At 65.4% G+C, this 16,458-nt stretch carries 13 protein-coding genes; 2 read left to right on the forward strand and 11 right to left on the reverse strand.

Translation table 11 applies throughout. The features are described from left to right. Positions 1–2: 2 nt before the first annotated feature. The 11 genes from FF090_RS06965 to FF090_RS07015 all read right to left on the reverse strand — a co-directional run bounded on the left by FF090_RS06965 (position 3) and on the right by FF090_RS07015 (position 11,930). Positions 3–647, reverse strand: coding sequence for a DUF47 domain-containing protein (locus FF090_RS06965; protein WP_138856041.1), 645 nt, complete (start codon positions 645–647; stop codon positions 3–5). A gap of 151 nt (positions 648–798) precedes the next feature. Next, positions 799–1,098 (reverse strand): hypothetical protein, encoded by a 300-nt coding sequence (locus FF090_RS06970; protein ID WP_138856042.1) that lies wholly within the window; start codon positions 1,096–1,098, stop codon positions 799–801. Beyond that, entirely contained in the window at positions 1,095–2,909 is a 1,815-nt protein-coding gene (locus FF090_RS06975; RefSeq protein WP_138856043.1) for a DUF1631 family protein, read from the reverse strand. Before FF090_RS06975 ends, FF090_RS06970 begins: the two co-directional genes overlap by 4 nt. Positions 2,910–3,024: 115 nt before the next feature. Beyond that, complete coding sequence (locus FF090_RS06980) at positions 3,025–3,273, reverse strand: hypothetical protein (protein ID WP_138856044.1); 249 nt, start codon at positions 3,271–3,273, stop codon at positions 3,025–3,027. A gap of 431 nt (positions 3,274–3,704) precedes the next feature. After that, on the reverse strand, positions 3,705–4,970 hold the full coding sequence (locus FF090_RS06985) for a response regulator (protein ID WP_138856045.1): 1,266 nt from the start codon (positions 4,968–4,970) through the stop codon (positions 3,705–3,707). A 112-nt stretch (positions 4,971–5,082) separates the two neighbouring features. Further along, the gene (locus FF090_RS06990; RefSeq protein ID WP_138856046.1) at positions 5,083–7,353 is read right to left on the reverse strand and encodes an aminotransferase class V-fold PLP-dependent enzyme; all 2,271 of its coding nucleotides are present in this window, start codon (positions 7,351–7,353) and stop codon (positions 5,083–5,085) included. Between the two features lie 53 nt (positions 7,354–7,406). After that, positions 7,407–7,865: a prepilin-type N-terminal cleavage/methylation domain-containing protein gene (locus FF090_RS19745; RefSeq protein WP_138856047.1), complete on the reverse strand. Its 459-nt coding sequence runs from the start codon at positions 7,863–7,865 to the stop codon at positions 7,407–7,409. A 227-nt stretch (positions 7,866–8,092) separates the two neighbouring features. Further along, positions 8,093–9,694, reverse strand: coding sequence for an ABC transporter substrate-binding protein (locus FF090_RS07000; protein ID WP_138856048.1), 1,602 nt, complete (start codon positions 9,692–9,694; stop codon positions 8,093–8,095). Between the two features lie 31 nt (positions 9,695–9,725). After that, complete coding sequence (locus FF090_RS07005; protein ID WP_138856049.1) at positions 9,726–10,079, reverse strand: hypothetical protein; 354 nt, start codon at positions 10,077–10,079, stop codon at positions 9,726–9,728. A gap of 13 nt (positions 10,080–10,092) precedes the next feature. Further along, positions 10,093–10,959, reverse strand: a complete 867-nt coding sequence (locus FF090_RS07010) for an HDOD domain-containing protein (RefSeq protein WP_138856050.1) — start codon at positions 10,957–10,959, stop codon at positions 10,093–10,095. A 128-nt stretch (positions 10,960–11,087) separates the two neighbouring features. Next, complete coding sequence (locus tag FF090_RS07015; RefSeq protein ID WP_138856051.1) at positions 11,088–11,930, reverse strand: 2OG-Fe(II) oxygenase family protein; 843 nt, start codon at positions 11,928–11,930, stop codon at positions 11,088–11,090. Positions 11,931–12,210: 280 nt separating this feature from the next. Here FF090_RS07015 and FF090_RS07020 point away from each other — a divergent pair, with 280 nt between their 5' ends. Together FF090_RS07020 and odhB are read left to right on the forward strand one after the other, a co-directional pair. After that, complete coding sequence (locus tag FF090_RS07020; RefSeq protein WP_138858317.1) at positions 12,211–15,066, forward strand: 2-oxoglutarate dehydrogenase E1 component; 2,856 nt, start codon at positions 12,211–12,213, stop codon at positions 15,064–15,066. Between the two features lie 100 nt (positions 15,067–15,166). After that, entirely contained in the window at positions 15,167–16,417 is a 1,251-nt protein-coding gene (gene odhB, locus FF090_RS07025) for a 2-oxoglutarate dehydrogenase complex dihydrolipoyllysine-residue succinyltransferase (RefSeq protein WP_138856052.1), read from the forward strand. Positions 16,418–16,458: the final 41 nt, after the last annotated feature.

The raw sequence follows: 16,458 nt of genomic DNA on the forward strand, positions 1-16,458 counted from the left end.
GCTCAGGAGTTCTCGAGGATGATGCCCTCGATCACATTGGCCACGTCCTCGCAGCGGTCGGTGATGCTCTCCAGCAGCTCGTAAATGGCTTTGAGCTTGATCAGTTCGCGCGCCTCGGTGTCGTCGCGGAACAGCTTGCTCATCGCCATGCGCATTACGCGATCGGCGTCGCCTTCGAGCTGGTCAATCTCTTCGCAGGTCTTGAGCGCCGCCTCCATGGTGGCCGGTTCCGCGATGCGCGGCAACAGGCTGACCGCGTGGCGCACGCGCTCGCAGCACTTCACGCTCAGATCGGTGAGGCGCGAAATCTCCTCTGTCATGGTGCGCACGTCGTAGAGCGCCATGGTTTCGGCGGCGTCCTGCATCAGGTCGGCCACGTCGTCCATGGTGTTGATCAGCGCATGGATCTGATCGCGATCAATGGGCGTGATGAAGGTGACGTGGATGGCGCGGTTGACCTCGTGGGTCACGCGGTCGGCTGCATGTTCGGCGTGGTCCACGGCCTCGTTGTACTTGGCGCGCAACTCCAGATTGTTGTAGTTGGCCACCAGTTGAGAGAAGGCCTGCGCAGCTTCGACGATGTAGCCCGCGTGCTGGTTGAACAGCTCAAAGAAATTGCCCTCACGGGGCAGCAGTTTTCCAAACATGGAGGTTCCTGGTTGGGAGGTGTGAAGTGGCGCAGGGTCTGCCAGGCAGACTGCGCTGGCAGTCGATGAGATTGCCGCAATCGCGTATTTTCGGCCATTGGCGATCCCAGAACCGCCGAATGGGGAGGAATCTCTCGGACGCGAGCCGCCCCTAATTGTCGAGGTCGAACTGTTGTATCAATGCCTCGCACCAGGGCAGCGGGCCCACCACGGTGAGCGACAACTCTAGCCACTCACCTTGCGAATGCAGGTCCAGCTGGGCATCCCAGTGGCCGCCTTCTTCGCGTGGCCCCCGGGGGCCGGGCGCATGGGCCTCCGCCCAGGCCAGCAACTCGTCGAGCTCGGCTCGCGCTTGCGGGGCCTGCGGCGCGCGGATGCTGGCCAAGGCCTCGATGCAGCCTAGGCCCTCGTCCGTCTCGTCCAATCGGGCGTTGACGAACTGCAGTCTCATTCCACGCTCAATGCAGGTCCCGCTGCGTGGGTGGGCGATGTCTGGGATCTCAGGGATGGGGCCAGATCGGTCAGCAGGCCGGCGGCGCGTAGCTTTTCCAGCGCACGCCGCGTCATGGTGTGCGAGCCACTGGCCAGTGGTGAGCTGAACATGAAGAACTTGCCGTTGTCGCTGCGCCAGATCAGGCGCGCCGTGACCCATTGACCCAATAGAAAGACCTTGCAGCGGCTGCCAATCGGCAACTGCTCCAGCCAGGCCGAGGCCGCCCCTTGCTCCTCCAGGGGTAGCGGTACGGTGGGCAACTGGCCCAGATCGGTGTCGCTGCGTTGCCAGTGATCGGCAGCTTGAGCCTGAAAGCTGGCGTCATCCCACTCAATCTCCGTTGCCGTGGCGACGGCCGGCGGCGTCCGCGACCTGAACAGCAGGCGTCGATGCGTCTTCATCAGGGCGTCCAGGATAGGGGCCTGGGCCGCCTCGGGGAGGGCAAGGAGCCGCAGGCAATCTTGAACCTGGGCGATCAGGGTCGGGAGCTCCTGCACTTGACGCTGGCGCTCGGCCTCGCCTTTGGGGCGATGCAGGCTGAGGATCAAGGCGTCGAGCGTGCCCATCAGACGCTGACTGGCGGGCGCGCTTTCGCCCTCGGTGGCCAGGCTGTGGGCAATGGCCTGGGCCCAGGCGCCGGTCATCAGGTTCAAGAGCAGTGGGCTGAGCGCGGGCGCGCGACGCAGTTGCTCTGAAATCTGCTCCTGCACGCAGGGCAGCAAGCACTGTTCTTGCTCCGCTTGCAAGAGCACTCGCACCGTCGGGGCGGCTTCTTGCAGTTGCTGTTGAACATCCTGCTCGGCCAGCTCCTGGACTTCTTGCAGAGCCCGAACGAAGTCCGCGGCCTGCGGAGATAGGCGTGTCTCCAGCCGACTGAGCGCAGGCCGCAGCCCCAATGCGAGTGACTGGCTGCGATGCGCGGGGCGGTGGTTGTCGAAGAGCTCGGCGATGGCCTCGACCAAAGCCAGGGCGGGATCTGCGCCGGTCAGCGCCAAGGATTGGCCTTGCGCCTGGGCCAGTGCGCGAACCGGCGCGCGCAGGCTTTCCAGTGCACTGCGCAATCCGGGATCCAGCTGCGGGGTGGACAGGAGCTGTGCCAGACGCTCGTGGGCCGGAGGGCTCGATGCAGCCAAGCTGTAGCGCGCGGCCGGAGCGCCTTGCTCTGCCAGGGCACGGCTCCAGGCCGCGTACTGACTTTTCAGCGTGACGCCCAGGGTGGGGCCAACCACCCGCATCAGCAGCTCAATCTGATTGGGGGCGAAGGGCAGCCCTTGGGCCAGTTGGCACAAGGCGCGGGCAAAAACCGCCGGACTGGCGGGATAGTTGCTCAGTTCAAAGCGGCGCAGCCCATCCAACGCTGCCAAGCAGTTGACCCGCCCGAGTAGTTCGCGCAATTCCCACTCGGCTTGCAATTCCACCTGTTGCACCAGGCGGGCAATCAGGATGTCGCGCTCAGCCTGGGCTTCGTCCACCAGGGCGAAGTCGCTCAGCGCAAACAGCGGCGCCGGCCGACTGGGGGCGAACTGCGGTGCCTGGCCGACGCGGGCCTGGCGAATCTGCGTCGTCAGCGCCTGTGCCAATTGGCGACAGAGGCCGGGCCAGCAGGCCTGTAGTTCACCGGCCAAGGTGTGGGCTTGGCGGGACTGTGCTGCCGTGAAGTTGGCATGCGGGGTGCGCAGCGCGCGAATCCATGCCTGGACCTGGTCCTCAGACAGCTGGGCGGCACAGCCTTCCAGGGCCTCAAGGTGGCGGGACAGCAGGGTGGACATTGGGGGCGAAGAAGCGCGGGCAGAAGTGCGCGCGCGACTCTAGCTCCGGCTGGCCCGGGACTTCAGGGCCGAACGCGCAGCCGGTGTGATGAATTCACACCGTGCCAGCGGACGATCAGAGCGCCAGGCGCACCGTTTCGGCAAAGTCGTCGAAATCCCGCGCGGCGGGTGTGCTGGGCGCGCGCCCCAGCGTCTCCAGATGCTCATCGAGCAAGGCGGCGAGGCGGCGGGCATCGCTGGCTGCATCTGAGGGGTCACGGCGCAGGGCAGTCGCCAGTGCACCACGCAGCCAAAAACTCAGGCTGGCATCTTGAAGCGCCTGATCCAGGGGCGCGTGACGCTCGAGGGAATGGGTGTCTTGCATCGCAGTCTCCGACTCAAATTACGGGCCTTGCCAATGGGGCGGGGCCGTTCGAGAGCGGGCGGATTCTGCGAGGCTAGTCTTGGCGCAAAAAGCGAGGCAAACCCGATTCGGGCAACACCTAGAGTGGAAACCCCATACCCCCCGAGGGCTAGGGAGGGTCTGCAAAACCCCCTGCGCCCGCGCCAAGACTTTTCGGGATGAGGGCCAAGGCGCGAGCCGCCGCTCAGGCTGGAGGCCTGAGCAAGGCTTGCTACGCCGGCCATCGCCCGAAAAGTCTTTGGCCCGCACGGGTTTGCGAGATAACCGGCCGTCTCGGTCGTTGGCGCGCTCGGCTGTCGGACGTCGAGTCCGACCTTCGCGCGCCGCCTACGATCCGGCCGGTTCTCTCGCAAACGCGGGCTGCAGGGGTTTTGCTGACCCTCCCTACGGGGTTATGCGGGCAATTGAACCGCGAGCCGGGCGCGCTCGATGCAGGCGATGAGCTCGGCTTCGGAGTAGGGCTTGCCCAGCAGCACGCTGACGCCCGCCGCTTGCGCAGCCTCCTGGCGGTCATCGGCCGAGGTGATCATGATCACCGGCAGTTCGGCAATGGCGGGCGTGGCCCGCACATGGCGGGTCAGATCAAAGCCGTCCATGCCGGGCATCTCCACGTCGGTAATCAGGACATGGGGAGCTTGTGCGCTGAGTTTTTCGATGGCCTCTTCGGCGCTCTCGGCCAGCACCACCTGATAGCCCCGGGGCGCCAGGACGCGGCTGGTTTTGACCCGCACGACTTTGGAGTCATCCACCACCATCACCCGGGTCTCTTGGGGACTCAAGGGGCGCGAGGGTGCGGCCGCGATCTTTGCTGCAGCGGCTTCGGCTGCGGCTTGTGCTGCGGCTTGTGCCGCCGCCTGGATCGCCAACGCCTCGGCCTGCGCTACCCGCTCGGCTTCCGCGGCGCGTTCGCGAGCAAGGCGCTCGGCCTCGGCGGCTTGCTCGGCCGCTGCCGCACGCGCGGCGGCCTCGGCCTCTACGCGCCGAGCCTCCTCCGCGGCGGCGGCCAGGGCCGCTTCTCTTGCAGCCGCCTCGGCCGCTTCAGCTGCTGCGGCTCGTTCACGCGCCTCGGCGGCCTCTTGCTCGGCGCGCGCCTGAGCTGCCGCCAGGGCGGCTTGGCGCTCCGCCTCGGCCTGTGCCGCCAGGCGTTCCGCTTCCGCCGCCGCTTGGGCTTGTGCTTGCGCGAGTGCCTCGGCTGCGAGGCGCTCTGCCTCGATCCGCGCCGCCGCTTCTTCAGCTTGGCGCGCGGCGGCTGCGCGCTCTTCGGCCGCGGCCTCGGCCAGGCGTTGTTCCTCTAGGGCCTTGGCCTGAGCCGCTGACTGGGCGGCCGATTCAGCTTCGGCCTTGCTGCGTCGATCCGACTCGACCTGCGCAGCCGCCAGGGCATAGGCCTCGGCCACCATGCGCTCTGCTTCAGCGGCCTCGCTGTCTTCAAGCGACTCTTTGGCCTCCTCTTCAGAATGCTTGAGGGCAGTGTCGGCCTGGGTGTCCGCTTGGGTATGGGTGTGGGTGTCTGCGTGGGTATCGGCCTGCGTTTCGGCGTGGACGTCCGCGGGTCGACTGTCGCTTGCTTGTTTTCCGCGCTTGGATCGGTGCCAAGCCCACAGAACCAGCACCAGGGCCAGGCCGCCGCCGAGCATCCAAATCAGATCTTCATTCATGGTCAAGTCAGCGTTGGCGCCGGGACCGGGGCGGCGCTTTCGGGTGCTGGGGCGTCAGCATAGCAACGCAGTGCCGGTATCCGGGCGTTGTTGACGCTCCGACTGGCCGGCTTCAAATGGCCAGGGCCGCCTCATCCGAGGGGCTGGTGTGCTCCAGCTTGGCCCAGAGGGCCAGGCCGCCACTCAAGCTCCAGGCTTGCTCATGGCCCAGGCGGCGCAGGGCCCGGGCTGCTTGCAGGCTGCGATTGCCACTGCGGCAAACGAAGAGCAGGGGGCGCGGCGGCTGCTCGGGCAACCAGTCAGGCAGGTGATTGATCAGGGTGGAGAGGGGCGCGTTCAGCGCCGGGCAGGCCGGCTCCAGCACCTGGGGCGCACTCAAACGTTGCTCATAAGGCTCGCGCACATCGATCCAATGCGCGTTGGGGTGCTGGCGCAGCCAGGCCCTTAGTTCGCTGGGGTCCAACTCCAGCGGGCCGCTCTCAATTTGGGTGGGCTGCGGCGCACCGCAGGCCAAGGTCTGATAGACCGTCGGTGCCAGATTGCGTTCCAGCACAGCCTTGCTGGCGGCGAATCCGTTGGCATCGAGTTGGCCGTTCAGCACCTTGCTGAGTAGCGGCTGCTGGGCCGATTCGGTGCGCAGATTGGTGGCCAGGCGGCGGTCATAGTCATGCGCCGGCAAAAGCAGCAGGTCAGGCCCAAGGGTCTGGGCCAGAAGTTGCAAGGAACCGGCGTAGGCCAGGGGGGCGCTGCGCTCAAAGTCGCTGCGCCCCAGCGCGCCGGGCAAGACGGTGTCGCCGACAAAGGCCAGGCGCAGGCTGCCGGTGTCGCGCAGCAGGTAAGCGGTGGAGTCTTGCGTGTGGCCGGGCAGCGGCAGGCGTTGCAGCGTCCGTGCGCCCAGAGGGATGATCGTCTGCCCTTCGGGCCAGCCCAGCGAGTTAATGGGCAGCGCGTCAACGGCCAGCGGGTTCATCAAGGCCTCGCGCAGTGTGCCCGCCACGCTTTCATGATCGGCGTGGCTGTGGGTGTCCAGCACCGCACGCACTTGGGCTTGCTGACAGCTCAGCCATTGAAGCAGGTGATCAAACAGCTCGGGCAGCGGATCGATCACGACGCATTGCCGGCTGGCGGCATCGACCACCACATAGCAACAGGCGCCATCGACCTCGAAGCGGGTCACGCCGTCGGTCAAGGGCAGGGGATCGGTGTGGCTGCCCAGGCAGCATGCCCGCAGGGCCTCGCCGCAACTGCGGATGCGTGCGCAGGCGTCGTCAATGAAGAGCTGGTTGACGGCCGGCCCGAAGGAGAGCCGTACGGCGGAGTCAGCCTGCCAGGCTGGCAGCCCCATGGCCTGCAACACATGGCTGGGCTGGGCCTTGCTGGCATTGCAGGCCGAGCCCCCGCTGACACGCACCTCGGCGGCGTCGAACAGGTCGAGCAGCAACTTCGAGCTCAGCCCGGGCACCGAGAAATTGAGCGTGGTGGGCAGGCAGATGGCCGGCGGTGCGTTAAAGCACAGACCGGTGAAGGCGGCTTGCAGGGCTGCGCTCAACTGCTCGCGGTAAGCCTGAAGAACGGGCAGGGGTTTGAAGCGCTGGCCTTCTTCCAGCGTGGCCAGCACGGCACCCAGGGCGGCAATGCCCGACATGTTTTCGGTCCCCGAGCGTCGCGCACCCTCTTGGCCGCCGCCGGCCAGCAGAGGGGTGAAGGGTGCTCCCTCGCGCACATACAGCAGGCCAATGCCCTTGGGGGCGTACAACTTGTGCCCGGAAAAGGCTGCGTAATCGATGCGCAGCGCGCCCAGTTGGAGTGGCAGCTTACCCAGGGCCTGTACGCCGTCGACCAGCCACAGCGCCGGGCTGTCGGTCAGGGCGGTGGCGATGCCGCTCAGGTCGCTGATGACGCCGCTCTCGTTGTTGGCGGCCATGGTGCAGACCAAGCCGGCGCGCGGCGCCCGTTGCTTTAGCCATTCAAGATCATGGCGTCCATCGCTGTGGACGGGAATGGCCTGGATCTCGAAGTCCAGCCCCAGCAACTCATTCCAGTGGCGCAGGGACTCCGGCACCACCTTGTGTTCGGTGGCGCCGTAGAGCAGCAACCAAGGCTGGCCGTCCGGGCTCGGGCGACGGCGCAGCGCGTGCAGGGCTGAGAGAACAGCGGTCTGGATGCCCTCGGTTGCGCCGCTGACGAACAGCAACTGGCCCGTGGGTGCGCCCAGCACCCGGCGAGCCAGCGCACGCACGCCGTCCACCAAGGCGCGGGCCTTCAGGCCGCTGCTATGGATGCTGCTGGGGTTGCCGTAGTCGTCGGCCATGGCCGCCAGCGCGGCGGCGCGGGCGCGCGCCAGCACCGGCGTGGTGGCATTGGCATCGAGATAGATTTCCATGGGGACGGGCCTGTGGTGCGCCTGTCCCGCAGGGACCGGGGCGAGCGGGTGCTTTACTGGCAGTTGGCCAGGGTTAGGGCGGTGGTGCTGATGGTGGGGGCGGCACCAGCCGCTGCCTCGGTATAGGTGATCAGGCAGGCGGCCTTGCTGATGTCACTGATGGGAATGGCGCCCGCTGCCACCGTGCCCGCATTGAAGTCGTTGCTCGACAGGCCTGCCAGCGTGGCGATCACAGAAGCCGCTGGATAGCCGTTGACGATCTGGGTGGCCACTGTGAGTGAGCCGCCTTCATAGGCCAGAGTGCCCGCCGTGGGCGAGCCATTGGCCAGCCACTTGGCATGGATGGTGGCCGCCGCCGAGTTGATGGCGCCGGCCGCGCCATTCATCTTGCCGATGCGCGCCTCGCCGCTGAGGTGCACGAACTTGGGCAGGGCAATGGCCGCCAGGATGCCCAAGACCACGATGACCACAATGAGTTCAATGATGGTGAAACCGCGCTGACGTGAAGGCATGCAAAGGGCTCCAGAGCTGAGGTTGGGGGCGAACAGGGCCGCCGACTGGCTGGGGCCGAAGCATAGGCAAGGCCCGTCAGTTTGGGCATCGGGTGAAGCGCGGGGGCAGGGTATTCATCCCCAGCGCCTGTGGATAAGTCCGTGGATGGGCGCCGGGCCGATCTCGCAAGTGCTTGATGGGCCTGGCACTTCTCTCCATTGCCTGCAAATGAGGCAGGCAGTGGTTCTTACTTCTTGATGCTGGTGAAGCGGGCCTCGGGCTTGTCGTCGGCTCGGTGCAGGCTGGTCACCGCGGGTTTCATGGCCCAGGGGCGCACCTGGTGGTGCAGGGGGATGAAGTAGGTCTCGTCCTTGATGCGCTGCTGCACCGCATTGATCAAGGCGTTGCGCTTGACGGGCTCCATCTCGATCTTGATGTCGGTGATCAGGGTGTCCAGCCGGCCATCGCTGAGCTTCCAGTAGTTGTTGTTGCCATCGGCGCCGCCCGTGCGGGTGTGGGCCAGGGCCTGCAGGGTGTAGAGGGCATCAAAGGTGTTCACGCCCCAGCCGTACAGGAAGAGGGGGAATTCGAAGTTCTGCAGCTTGGGGCTGTAGCTGGCGAAGCTCTCGGTGGCCAGCTTGGCCTTGACCCCGATGCGCGCCCACATGCTGACGATGGCCTGGCAGACCTCTTCGTCGTTGACATAGCGGTTGTTGGGGCAGTTCAGCGGCACTTCGAAACCATTGGCATAGCCGGCCTCGGCCAGCAGCTTCTTGGCGCGTTCGGGGTCGGCCTTGGGCGCGGCGTCCAGCTGCGGGTTGTGGCCGTTGACACCCGGCGCCAGCATGGTCATGGCTGGCAGGGAGAGCCCGCGCATGATGGCGCGCTGGATGCCCTGACGGTCGATGGCGATCGACAGGGCTTCGCGCACGCGCTTGTCCTTGAAGGGATTGGCGCCCTTGATGTTGCTGCCCTTGATCTCGTCGGAGCCCTGGTCCATCACCAGGAAGATCGTCCGGACTTCATTGCCCTCGATCAGCTTGTGTTTGGGGTCGGCCTTCAGCTTGGCGAAGTCCTGGGTCGGCAGGTCGGTCAACAAGTCGATCTCGCCCGAGAGAAAGGCTGCCACGCGGGTCTGGTCGCTCTTGATCGGGCTGTAGATCACTTCGCTGACATTGCTGGCGTTCTTGGCATCCCACCAATCCTTGTTCTGGACCAGGGTGATGCGCTGCTCGGGCTGCCAGCCGGTGATCTTGTAGGGCCCCGTGCCCATGGCATTGCGGGTGGCGTAGTTCTCTTCCTTGGCCTTGAAGTTGGGCGGCTGCGTCGCCTTGTTCTTTTCGGCCCAGGCCTTGCTGACGATGCGAAAGCCCACGATGGTGCGGGTCAGGATGGGGTCAGGCCGCTCCAGGATCAGGTCCACGGTGTGCGCGTCAATCTTCTTGATCTCCTTCACACCGGCCACAAAGGCGTGCATGTTGGAGGTGGGGGCCTTGACGCGCTGGAAGCTGAACACCACATCGTCGGCGGTGAAGGGGCTGCCGTCATGGAACTTCACGCCCTTGCGCAGGCTGAAGCGGATCTGCGTGGGGGTGATGGCCTTCCACTCCGAGGCCAGCGCGCCTTCGACCTGGTAGTCCTTGGAGAAGCGCGTCAGGCCCTCGTAGCTGTGCTGCAGGATGGCGCTGGTGGTGTTGTGGTTTTGGCTGTGTGGGTCCAGGGTCAACACATCGTTCTGGGCCGCCCAGCGCAGGGTGGAGGCGGGGCTGGCAGCGCTGAGGCACAGCGCGGCGGCGGCCAGCAGCGTGGCGATGGGGGTGCGGGCAAGGGCAGGGGCAACGAGCGACATGCGATTCCTCCGAATGAGGCGCGCATGGTAGTCAGGCTTCGGGTGCTTTTGCAGGCTGGGCTTCGATGTCGGCATCGCAGCCGATACCGGCGGCGATCCAACGCCGTGCCAGCGGCCTGAGCAAGGCATCGACTGCGTGAGGGGCTTTGGCCTTCAGGCCGAGTAGATGCGCGGCGGGTGCGCGCAGCAGTCCGCAGCGGTAGCGCGCTGCTTCAGCTTGCCACTCTAAGGCCCGGCAGGCGCCTTGGCGGCTGCGGCTGGCCAGCATGCCCAGGGGGCAGGGCTCGGCCAGGCAACACAGGCCGCAGCCATTGCAGGGGGCGCCCAGCGCCGGCTTGGCGGGGGCGCTGGGATGGATGGCGACGAGACGGCGCGATGAGTTCACGCCGCCATTGTGATCAGCCTTCCTGGTTGAAGAGTTCGTGAATCTCTTCGGTCCAATGTTCGAGCTGTGCCTCGTCCAGGTCCAGGCAGTGGCAGGAACGCGGACCGGCCTTGGCCCACTCCAGGGTGTGGTTCTGGCCGGCGAAACGCTGAATGATGTGATCGACCACGGCGGAGAGCGCCACCAGGTCGCGCACCACCGTTGGCGTGCGGGGGTCATCCAATGTTGCGTAGTCATGGTGCAGACGCACCGCCAGTAGCACGGTCTGCGAGACCCCCCAGTCGCGCGCCATGGCTGCGCCCAGCAGGCAGTGGTCGGTGCCGTGACGCTCGCGCTCGACCTGGGTGAAGGGATCCATCGAGTCGTTGGCAATCCTCAGGGTGTTGGCGTAGCTTGGGATCAGCGGCTGTTGCATCAGCAGCGCGATGCCCACATCCATGAAGAGGCCGAAGCTGTGTGCGATGTCAGCCGGCCCCAGGCGCTCGCGGCGCGCGAGGTAAGCCATGGCCCGAGCGCGCTTGGAGGAAACATCCCAGAACCGCTCCATGGCCATGCCGTCCCCACGCAAAGCCTTTTTGAGTGTGATTTCGGTCAGCACCGCCTCTACCTGGCGCAGGCCCAACAGTGTGAAGGCCTGGCTGACGGTTTCGGCGCGGCGGCTCAGTCCCATCAGCGGTGAGTTGGCGATCTTGAGCAGGGCGGCTGAGATGGCCACATCGCAGCTCACCGTTTGCGCCAGGCGCTGAATGAGCGGCGCTTCGCTTTGCAGTTCCTCCTGCACCTTGGCCAGGATGCTGGGCCGCGCCGGGATCTGAACCGTGCGGATCAGCGGGGTGAGCAGGGCCAGATCGATCTCGTGTTGCAGTTCAACGGCGTCCATCGCTGCGTCTCCAAGGTCGTGGATGGACGAGCTTGTACCGCGAACGCCGAACGGCCGTCGTACTCAAAAAGAAGGAGGCCCCGGCAGGCGGCTTGCCTGCCGGGGCCTGGAGGGCGGCAGCCCGGGCGTCAGGACTTCACGCCCAGTTCGCGCAGTCGCTCTTCCAGATAGGCACCGGCCGTGTAGCGGTCGCTCAGCACCACGTCGTTGCGGGGGTGCAGGAACAAGGGCAGCGACACCCGGCTGCGCTTCGCCCCCTCGCCGACGGGGTTGAGCACCTGGTGCAAGGTGCTGGGGTAGTAGCCCTGGCTGGCTTCTTGCAGCATGTCGCCGATGTTGATGGCGAGCGTGCCGAAGTCGCAGGGCACGTCGCGCCATTGGTTGTCGGTGCCCTTGATCTGCAGACCCGGTTCATTGGCGGCCGGCAGGATGGTGAGCAGATTGATGTCGCCGTGGGCAGCAGCGCGCACGGCGCCTGCGGGTTCATTGCCCGTGAGCGGCGGGTAGCGCAGCACGCGCAGCAGGGTGCCTGTGCTGTCCTTGATCATGTTGGAGAGCGGCTCGCGGTAGTTCTTGGCGATTTCCGGCGGCGTGTAGCGCTCCACCCAGCCCAGCAGCTCCTGCGCCAGGGCGTTGGCGCGCTGGTAGTAGTCCATGGCGTCGGCCTTGAGTTGCTCCGGAATGCGACCCCAGGGGTAGATGTGGAAGTACTCCTTGATGTCCTTCTGCGTGAAGCCCTTGGCGGTCTCGCTGATGGCGGTGCTGAAGTAGCCATCCTGCTTCTCCTTGCTGAAGGCGAAGTCGTGTTTCTGTTCGGAGTTGAAGAAGTCCAGCCAAGTAGCGTAGATGCGCTCGACCAGATCCTGGGGGATGGGGTGGTTCTTCAGAACGCCAAAGCCAGTCTCATGCAGGCTGCGCGTGAAACGCTCGGCCGCATCGGGGGCGCGGTAGTCGACGACTTGAACTTCCATCACGGGTCTCCTGCAGAGGGTTGTAAGTTTGACCAGTTGGTCGAATTTCGCAGTCTAAAGCAAAGGCCGGGTGACCCTTAGGGGGGCAAAGGCGGGTGCTACAGTCGGCGCCCCGGTCAGTGTGTTCGCATTCGGACCGGTCTGAATTTCTAGAGTTTGCCCTTTCTGTAGCCCTTCCCGTCCCCCTTACGGGTCGCAATCCGCTAACCGGTCTGGCCGTGTCGCGGAAGGTTCAATAACCAGCCAATTGCTTTGGAAACCGAAGCGTGAGGTCAGCGAAATGATGCAGCAATACAGGTCGAACTCGTACCTCTTCGGGGGCAATGCGCCCTATGTCGAAGAGATGTACGAGGCTTACCTCGACAACCCCGGTTCGGTGCCGGACAACTGGCGCGCCTACTTCGACGCGCTGCAAAACGTGCCCGCGACTGACGGCACGAACAGCCCCGATGTGGCCCATGCGCCCGTGATCGAGAGCTTCGCTCAGCGTGCCAAGTCCAATGCCTTTGCGGCCAAGGCCAGCAGTGCCGATCTGGCCGTGGCGCGCAAGCAGGTGCATGTGCAGAGCCTGATCGCGGCCTACCGCTTTCTGGGCAACCGCTGGGCCGAGCTGGATCCACTCAAGCGTCAAGAGCGCCCGAAGATCCCCGAGCTGGAGCCTGCGTTCTACGACCTGTCCGAAGCGGACATGGATCTGACCTTCTCGGCCGCCAATACCTATTTCGGTGGCGAGACGATGTCCCTGCGCGCCATTCACCAGGCGCTGCGTGAAACCTATTGCGGCAGCATTGGCGCCGAATTCATGCACTGCACGGACCCCGGCGAGAAGCGCTGGTGGCAGGAGCGCCTGGAGAAGGCCCGTGGCCGGCCCAGCTTCAGCGCTGAGAAGAAGAAGGCGATCCTGGAGCGCCTGACGGCGGCCGAGGGCCTGGAGCGCTATCTGCACACCAAGTACGTGGGCCAGAAGCGCTTCTCGCTGGAAGGGGGCGAGAGTTTCATCGCCGCAATGGACGAGCTGATCCGCCGCGCCGGCGAAAACGGGGTGCAGGAGATCGTCATCGGCATGGCCCACCGTGGCCGCCTGAACGTGTTGGTGAACACGCTGGGCAAGATGCCCGCCGAGCTGTTTGCCGAGTTTGAGGGCAAGAAGGACATCGACCTGCCCGCCGGCGACGTGAAGTACCACCAGGGCTTCAGCTCTGATGTGTCCACCCCCGGCGGCCCGGTGCATCTTTCGCTGGCCTTTAACCCCTCGCATCTGGAAATCGTCAACCCGGTGGTGGAGGGCAGCGTGCGCGCCCGCCAGGACCGCCGTGGCGACAAGGAGGGTCGCCAAGTCATGCCGGTGCTGGTGCACGGCGATGCGGCTTTCGGCGGCCAGGGTGTGGTGCAAGAAACCTTGTGCATGGCCCAGACGCGCGGCTACAAGACCGGCGGCACGGTGCACATCGTCATCAACAACCAGATCGGCTTCACCACCAGCGATCCGCGCGACCTGCGCTCGACCACCTACTGCAGCGATGTGGTGAAGATGATCGAGGCCCCGGTGCTGCATGTGAATGGCGACGACCCCGAGGCTGTGGTCTGGGCCATGCAACTGGCCATGGACTACCGCGCCGAGTACCGCAAGGACGTGGTGCTGGACATTGTTTGCTTCCGCAAGCTGGGCCACAACGAGCAGGACACCCCGGCTCTGACCCAGCCGCTGATGTACAAGAAGATCGCGGCTCACCCCGGCACCCGCAAGGTCTATGGCGACAAGCTGGTGGCGCAGGGCGCCCTGGCCGCTGATGGCCCTGATGAGATGGTCAAGGCCTACCGCGCCGCGATGGACGAAGGCCGTCACACCGTGGATCCGGTGCTGACCAACTTCAAGAGCAAGTACGCCACCGACTGGTCGCCCTTCCTGGGCAAGAAGTGGACGGACAACTGCGACACCGCCATCCCCAGCGCCGAGTGGAAGCGCCTGAGCGAAAAACTCACCACCCTGCCCAAGGACTTCGCAGCCCATTCCCTGGTGGCCAAGGTCTATGCCGACCGCGCCGCGATGGCCAAGGGCGACATCAATGTGGACTGGGGCATGGGCGAGGCCATGGCTTTCGCTTCGCTGGTGGCCTCGGGCTATCCGGTGCGCCTCTCGGGCGAGGACTGTGGTCGCGGCACCTTCACGCACCGCCACTCGGTGCTGCACGACCAGCAGCGCACCAACTGGGATGACGGCACCTACATCCCGCTGCAGAACGTGGCCGAGGGCCAGGCCAGCTTCACCGTCATCGATTCCATCCTTAGCGAGGAAGCGGTGCTGGGCTTCGAGTACGGCTATGCCGCCGCCGAGCCCAACACGCTGACGATCTGGGAAGCGCAGTTCGGCGATTTCGTCAACGGCGCCCAGGTGGTGATCGACCAATTCATCGCCAGCGGCGAAGTGAAGTGGGGCCGCGCCAATGGCCTGACCATGATGCTGCCGCACGGCTATGAGGGCCAGGGCCCCGAGCACAGCTCGGCTCGCCTGGAGCGCTTCATGCAGCTGGCCGCGGACAACAACATGCAGATCGTGCAGCCCACCACGGCCAGCCAGATCTTCCATGTGCTGCGCCGCCAGATGCTGCGCATGTTCAGGAAGCCCCTGGTCATCATGACGCCCAAGAGCTTGCTGCGTGCCAAGGACGCCACCAGCCCGCTGATCGAATTCACCAAGGGTGAATTCAAGACTGTGATCGGCGAGGTGGATGCCTCCATCAAGGCCGACAAGGTCAAGCGCGTGGTGGTCTGCTCGGGCAAGGTGGTCTACGACCTGCACAAGAAGCGCGAGGAGAAGAAGGCCGACGACGTGGCCATCGTGCGCGTCGAGCAGCTCTACCCCTTCCCGCACAAGGCCTTCGCTGCCGAGCTGAAGAAATATCCGAGCGCCACGGAATTGGTGTGGTGCCAGGACGAGCCGCAAAACCAGGGCGCCTGGTTCTTTGTGCAGCACTATGTGCACGAGAACATGGCCGAGGGCCAGAAGCTCGGTTACGCCGGTCGTCCGGCCAGCGCCAGCCCGGCCTGCGGCTACGCCAGCCTGCACCAGGAGCAGCAAAAGGCCCTGCTGGATCAGGCCTTCGCCAAGCTCAAGGGCTTTGTCCTCACAAAGTAAGTTAAAGCGGACGGCTTCGCCGCCGCTTTAACTCTGCGCAGTGGAACGGACCTCCTGGGCCGTTCACCGCGCAGGAACGAAACAGAAAGTAGAGACCAACATGGCAATCGTTGAAGTCAAGGTTCCGCAGCTGTCCGAGTCCGTGGCCGAGGCCACCCTGATGCAGTGGAAGAAGAAGCCCGGTGAGGCCGTCGCCATCGACGAGATCCTGATCGAGATCGAAACCGACAAGGTCGTGCTGGAAGTGCCGGCCCCGGCCGCCGGCGTGCTGTCCGCCCATGTGGTGGCCGGTGGCGGCACCGTCACCAGCGATCAGGTGATCGCCCAGATCGATACCGAGGGCAAGGCCGGCGCCGCCGCCGCCCCGGCTGCTGCTGCACCTGCTGCTGCGGCACCCGCTGCGGCCGCCAGCGCCGACAAGTCCGGCGTCGCCATGCCCGCCGCCGCCAAGCTGATGGCCGACAACGGTCTGAGCAACGTGGCCGGCACCGGCAAGGACGGCCGCATCACCAAGGGCGATGTGATCAACGCCTTGGAAAAGCCCGCTGCAGTGACCGCTTCGGTGGCCGCCCCGGTGGCTGTGCCGGCCGCTCCGGCCGTCGCCAAGCCCCTGCCGGCCGTGGCCGCGCCCGTCAGCATGAATCTGGGTGATCGTCCCGAGCAGCGCGTGCCGATGAGCCGCCTGCGCGCCCGCGTTGCCGAGCGCCTGCTGCAGAGCCAGTCCACCAATGCCATCCTGACCACCTTCAACGAGGTCAACATGGCCCCGGTGATGGAGATGCGCAAGAAGTTCCAGGAGAAGTTCGAGAAGGAACACGGCGTCAAGCTCGGCTTCATGAGCTTCTTCGTCAAGGCCGCGGTGGCGGCGCTCAAAAAATTCCCGGTGCTGAACGCCAGCGTCGACGGCAATGACATCGTCTACCACGGCTACTTCGACATCGGCATCGCCGTGGGCAGCCCGCGCGGTCTGGTGGTGCCCATCATCCGCAATGCCGACCAGCTCAGCTTTGCCGAGATCGAGAAGACCATCGCCAGCTTTGGCCAGAAGGCCAAGGACGGCAAGCTGAGCATGGAAGAGCTCAGCGGCGGCACCTTCTCCATCAGCAACGGCGGCACCTTCGGCTCGATGCTGTCCACGCCCATCATCAACCCGCCGCAGTCGGCCATCCTGGGCGTGCACGCCACCAAGGACCGCGCCGTGGTGGAAAACGGCCAAGTCGTTGTGCGCCCGATCAACTACCTGGCGATGAGCTACGACCACCGCATCATTGACGGCCGCGAAGCCGTGCTGGGTCTGGTGACCATGAAGGAAGCGCTGGAAGATCCGGCCCGTTTGTTGTTCGATATCTAAGTTTGCGACTGCTCCGAGTCGCCTGATGCGAAATGCGCCTT

It is taken from the genome of Inhella inkyongensis (genome assembly GCF_005952805.1).
GTDB classification, from domain to species: Bacteria; Pseudomonadota; Gammaproteobacteria; order Burkholderiales; family Burkholderiaceae_C; genus Inhella; species Inhella inkyongensis.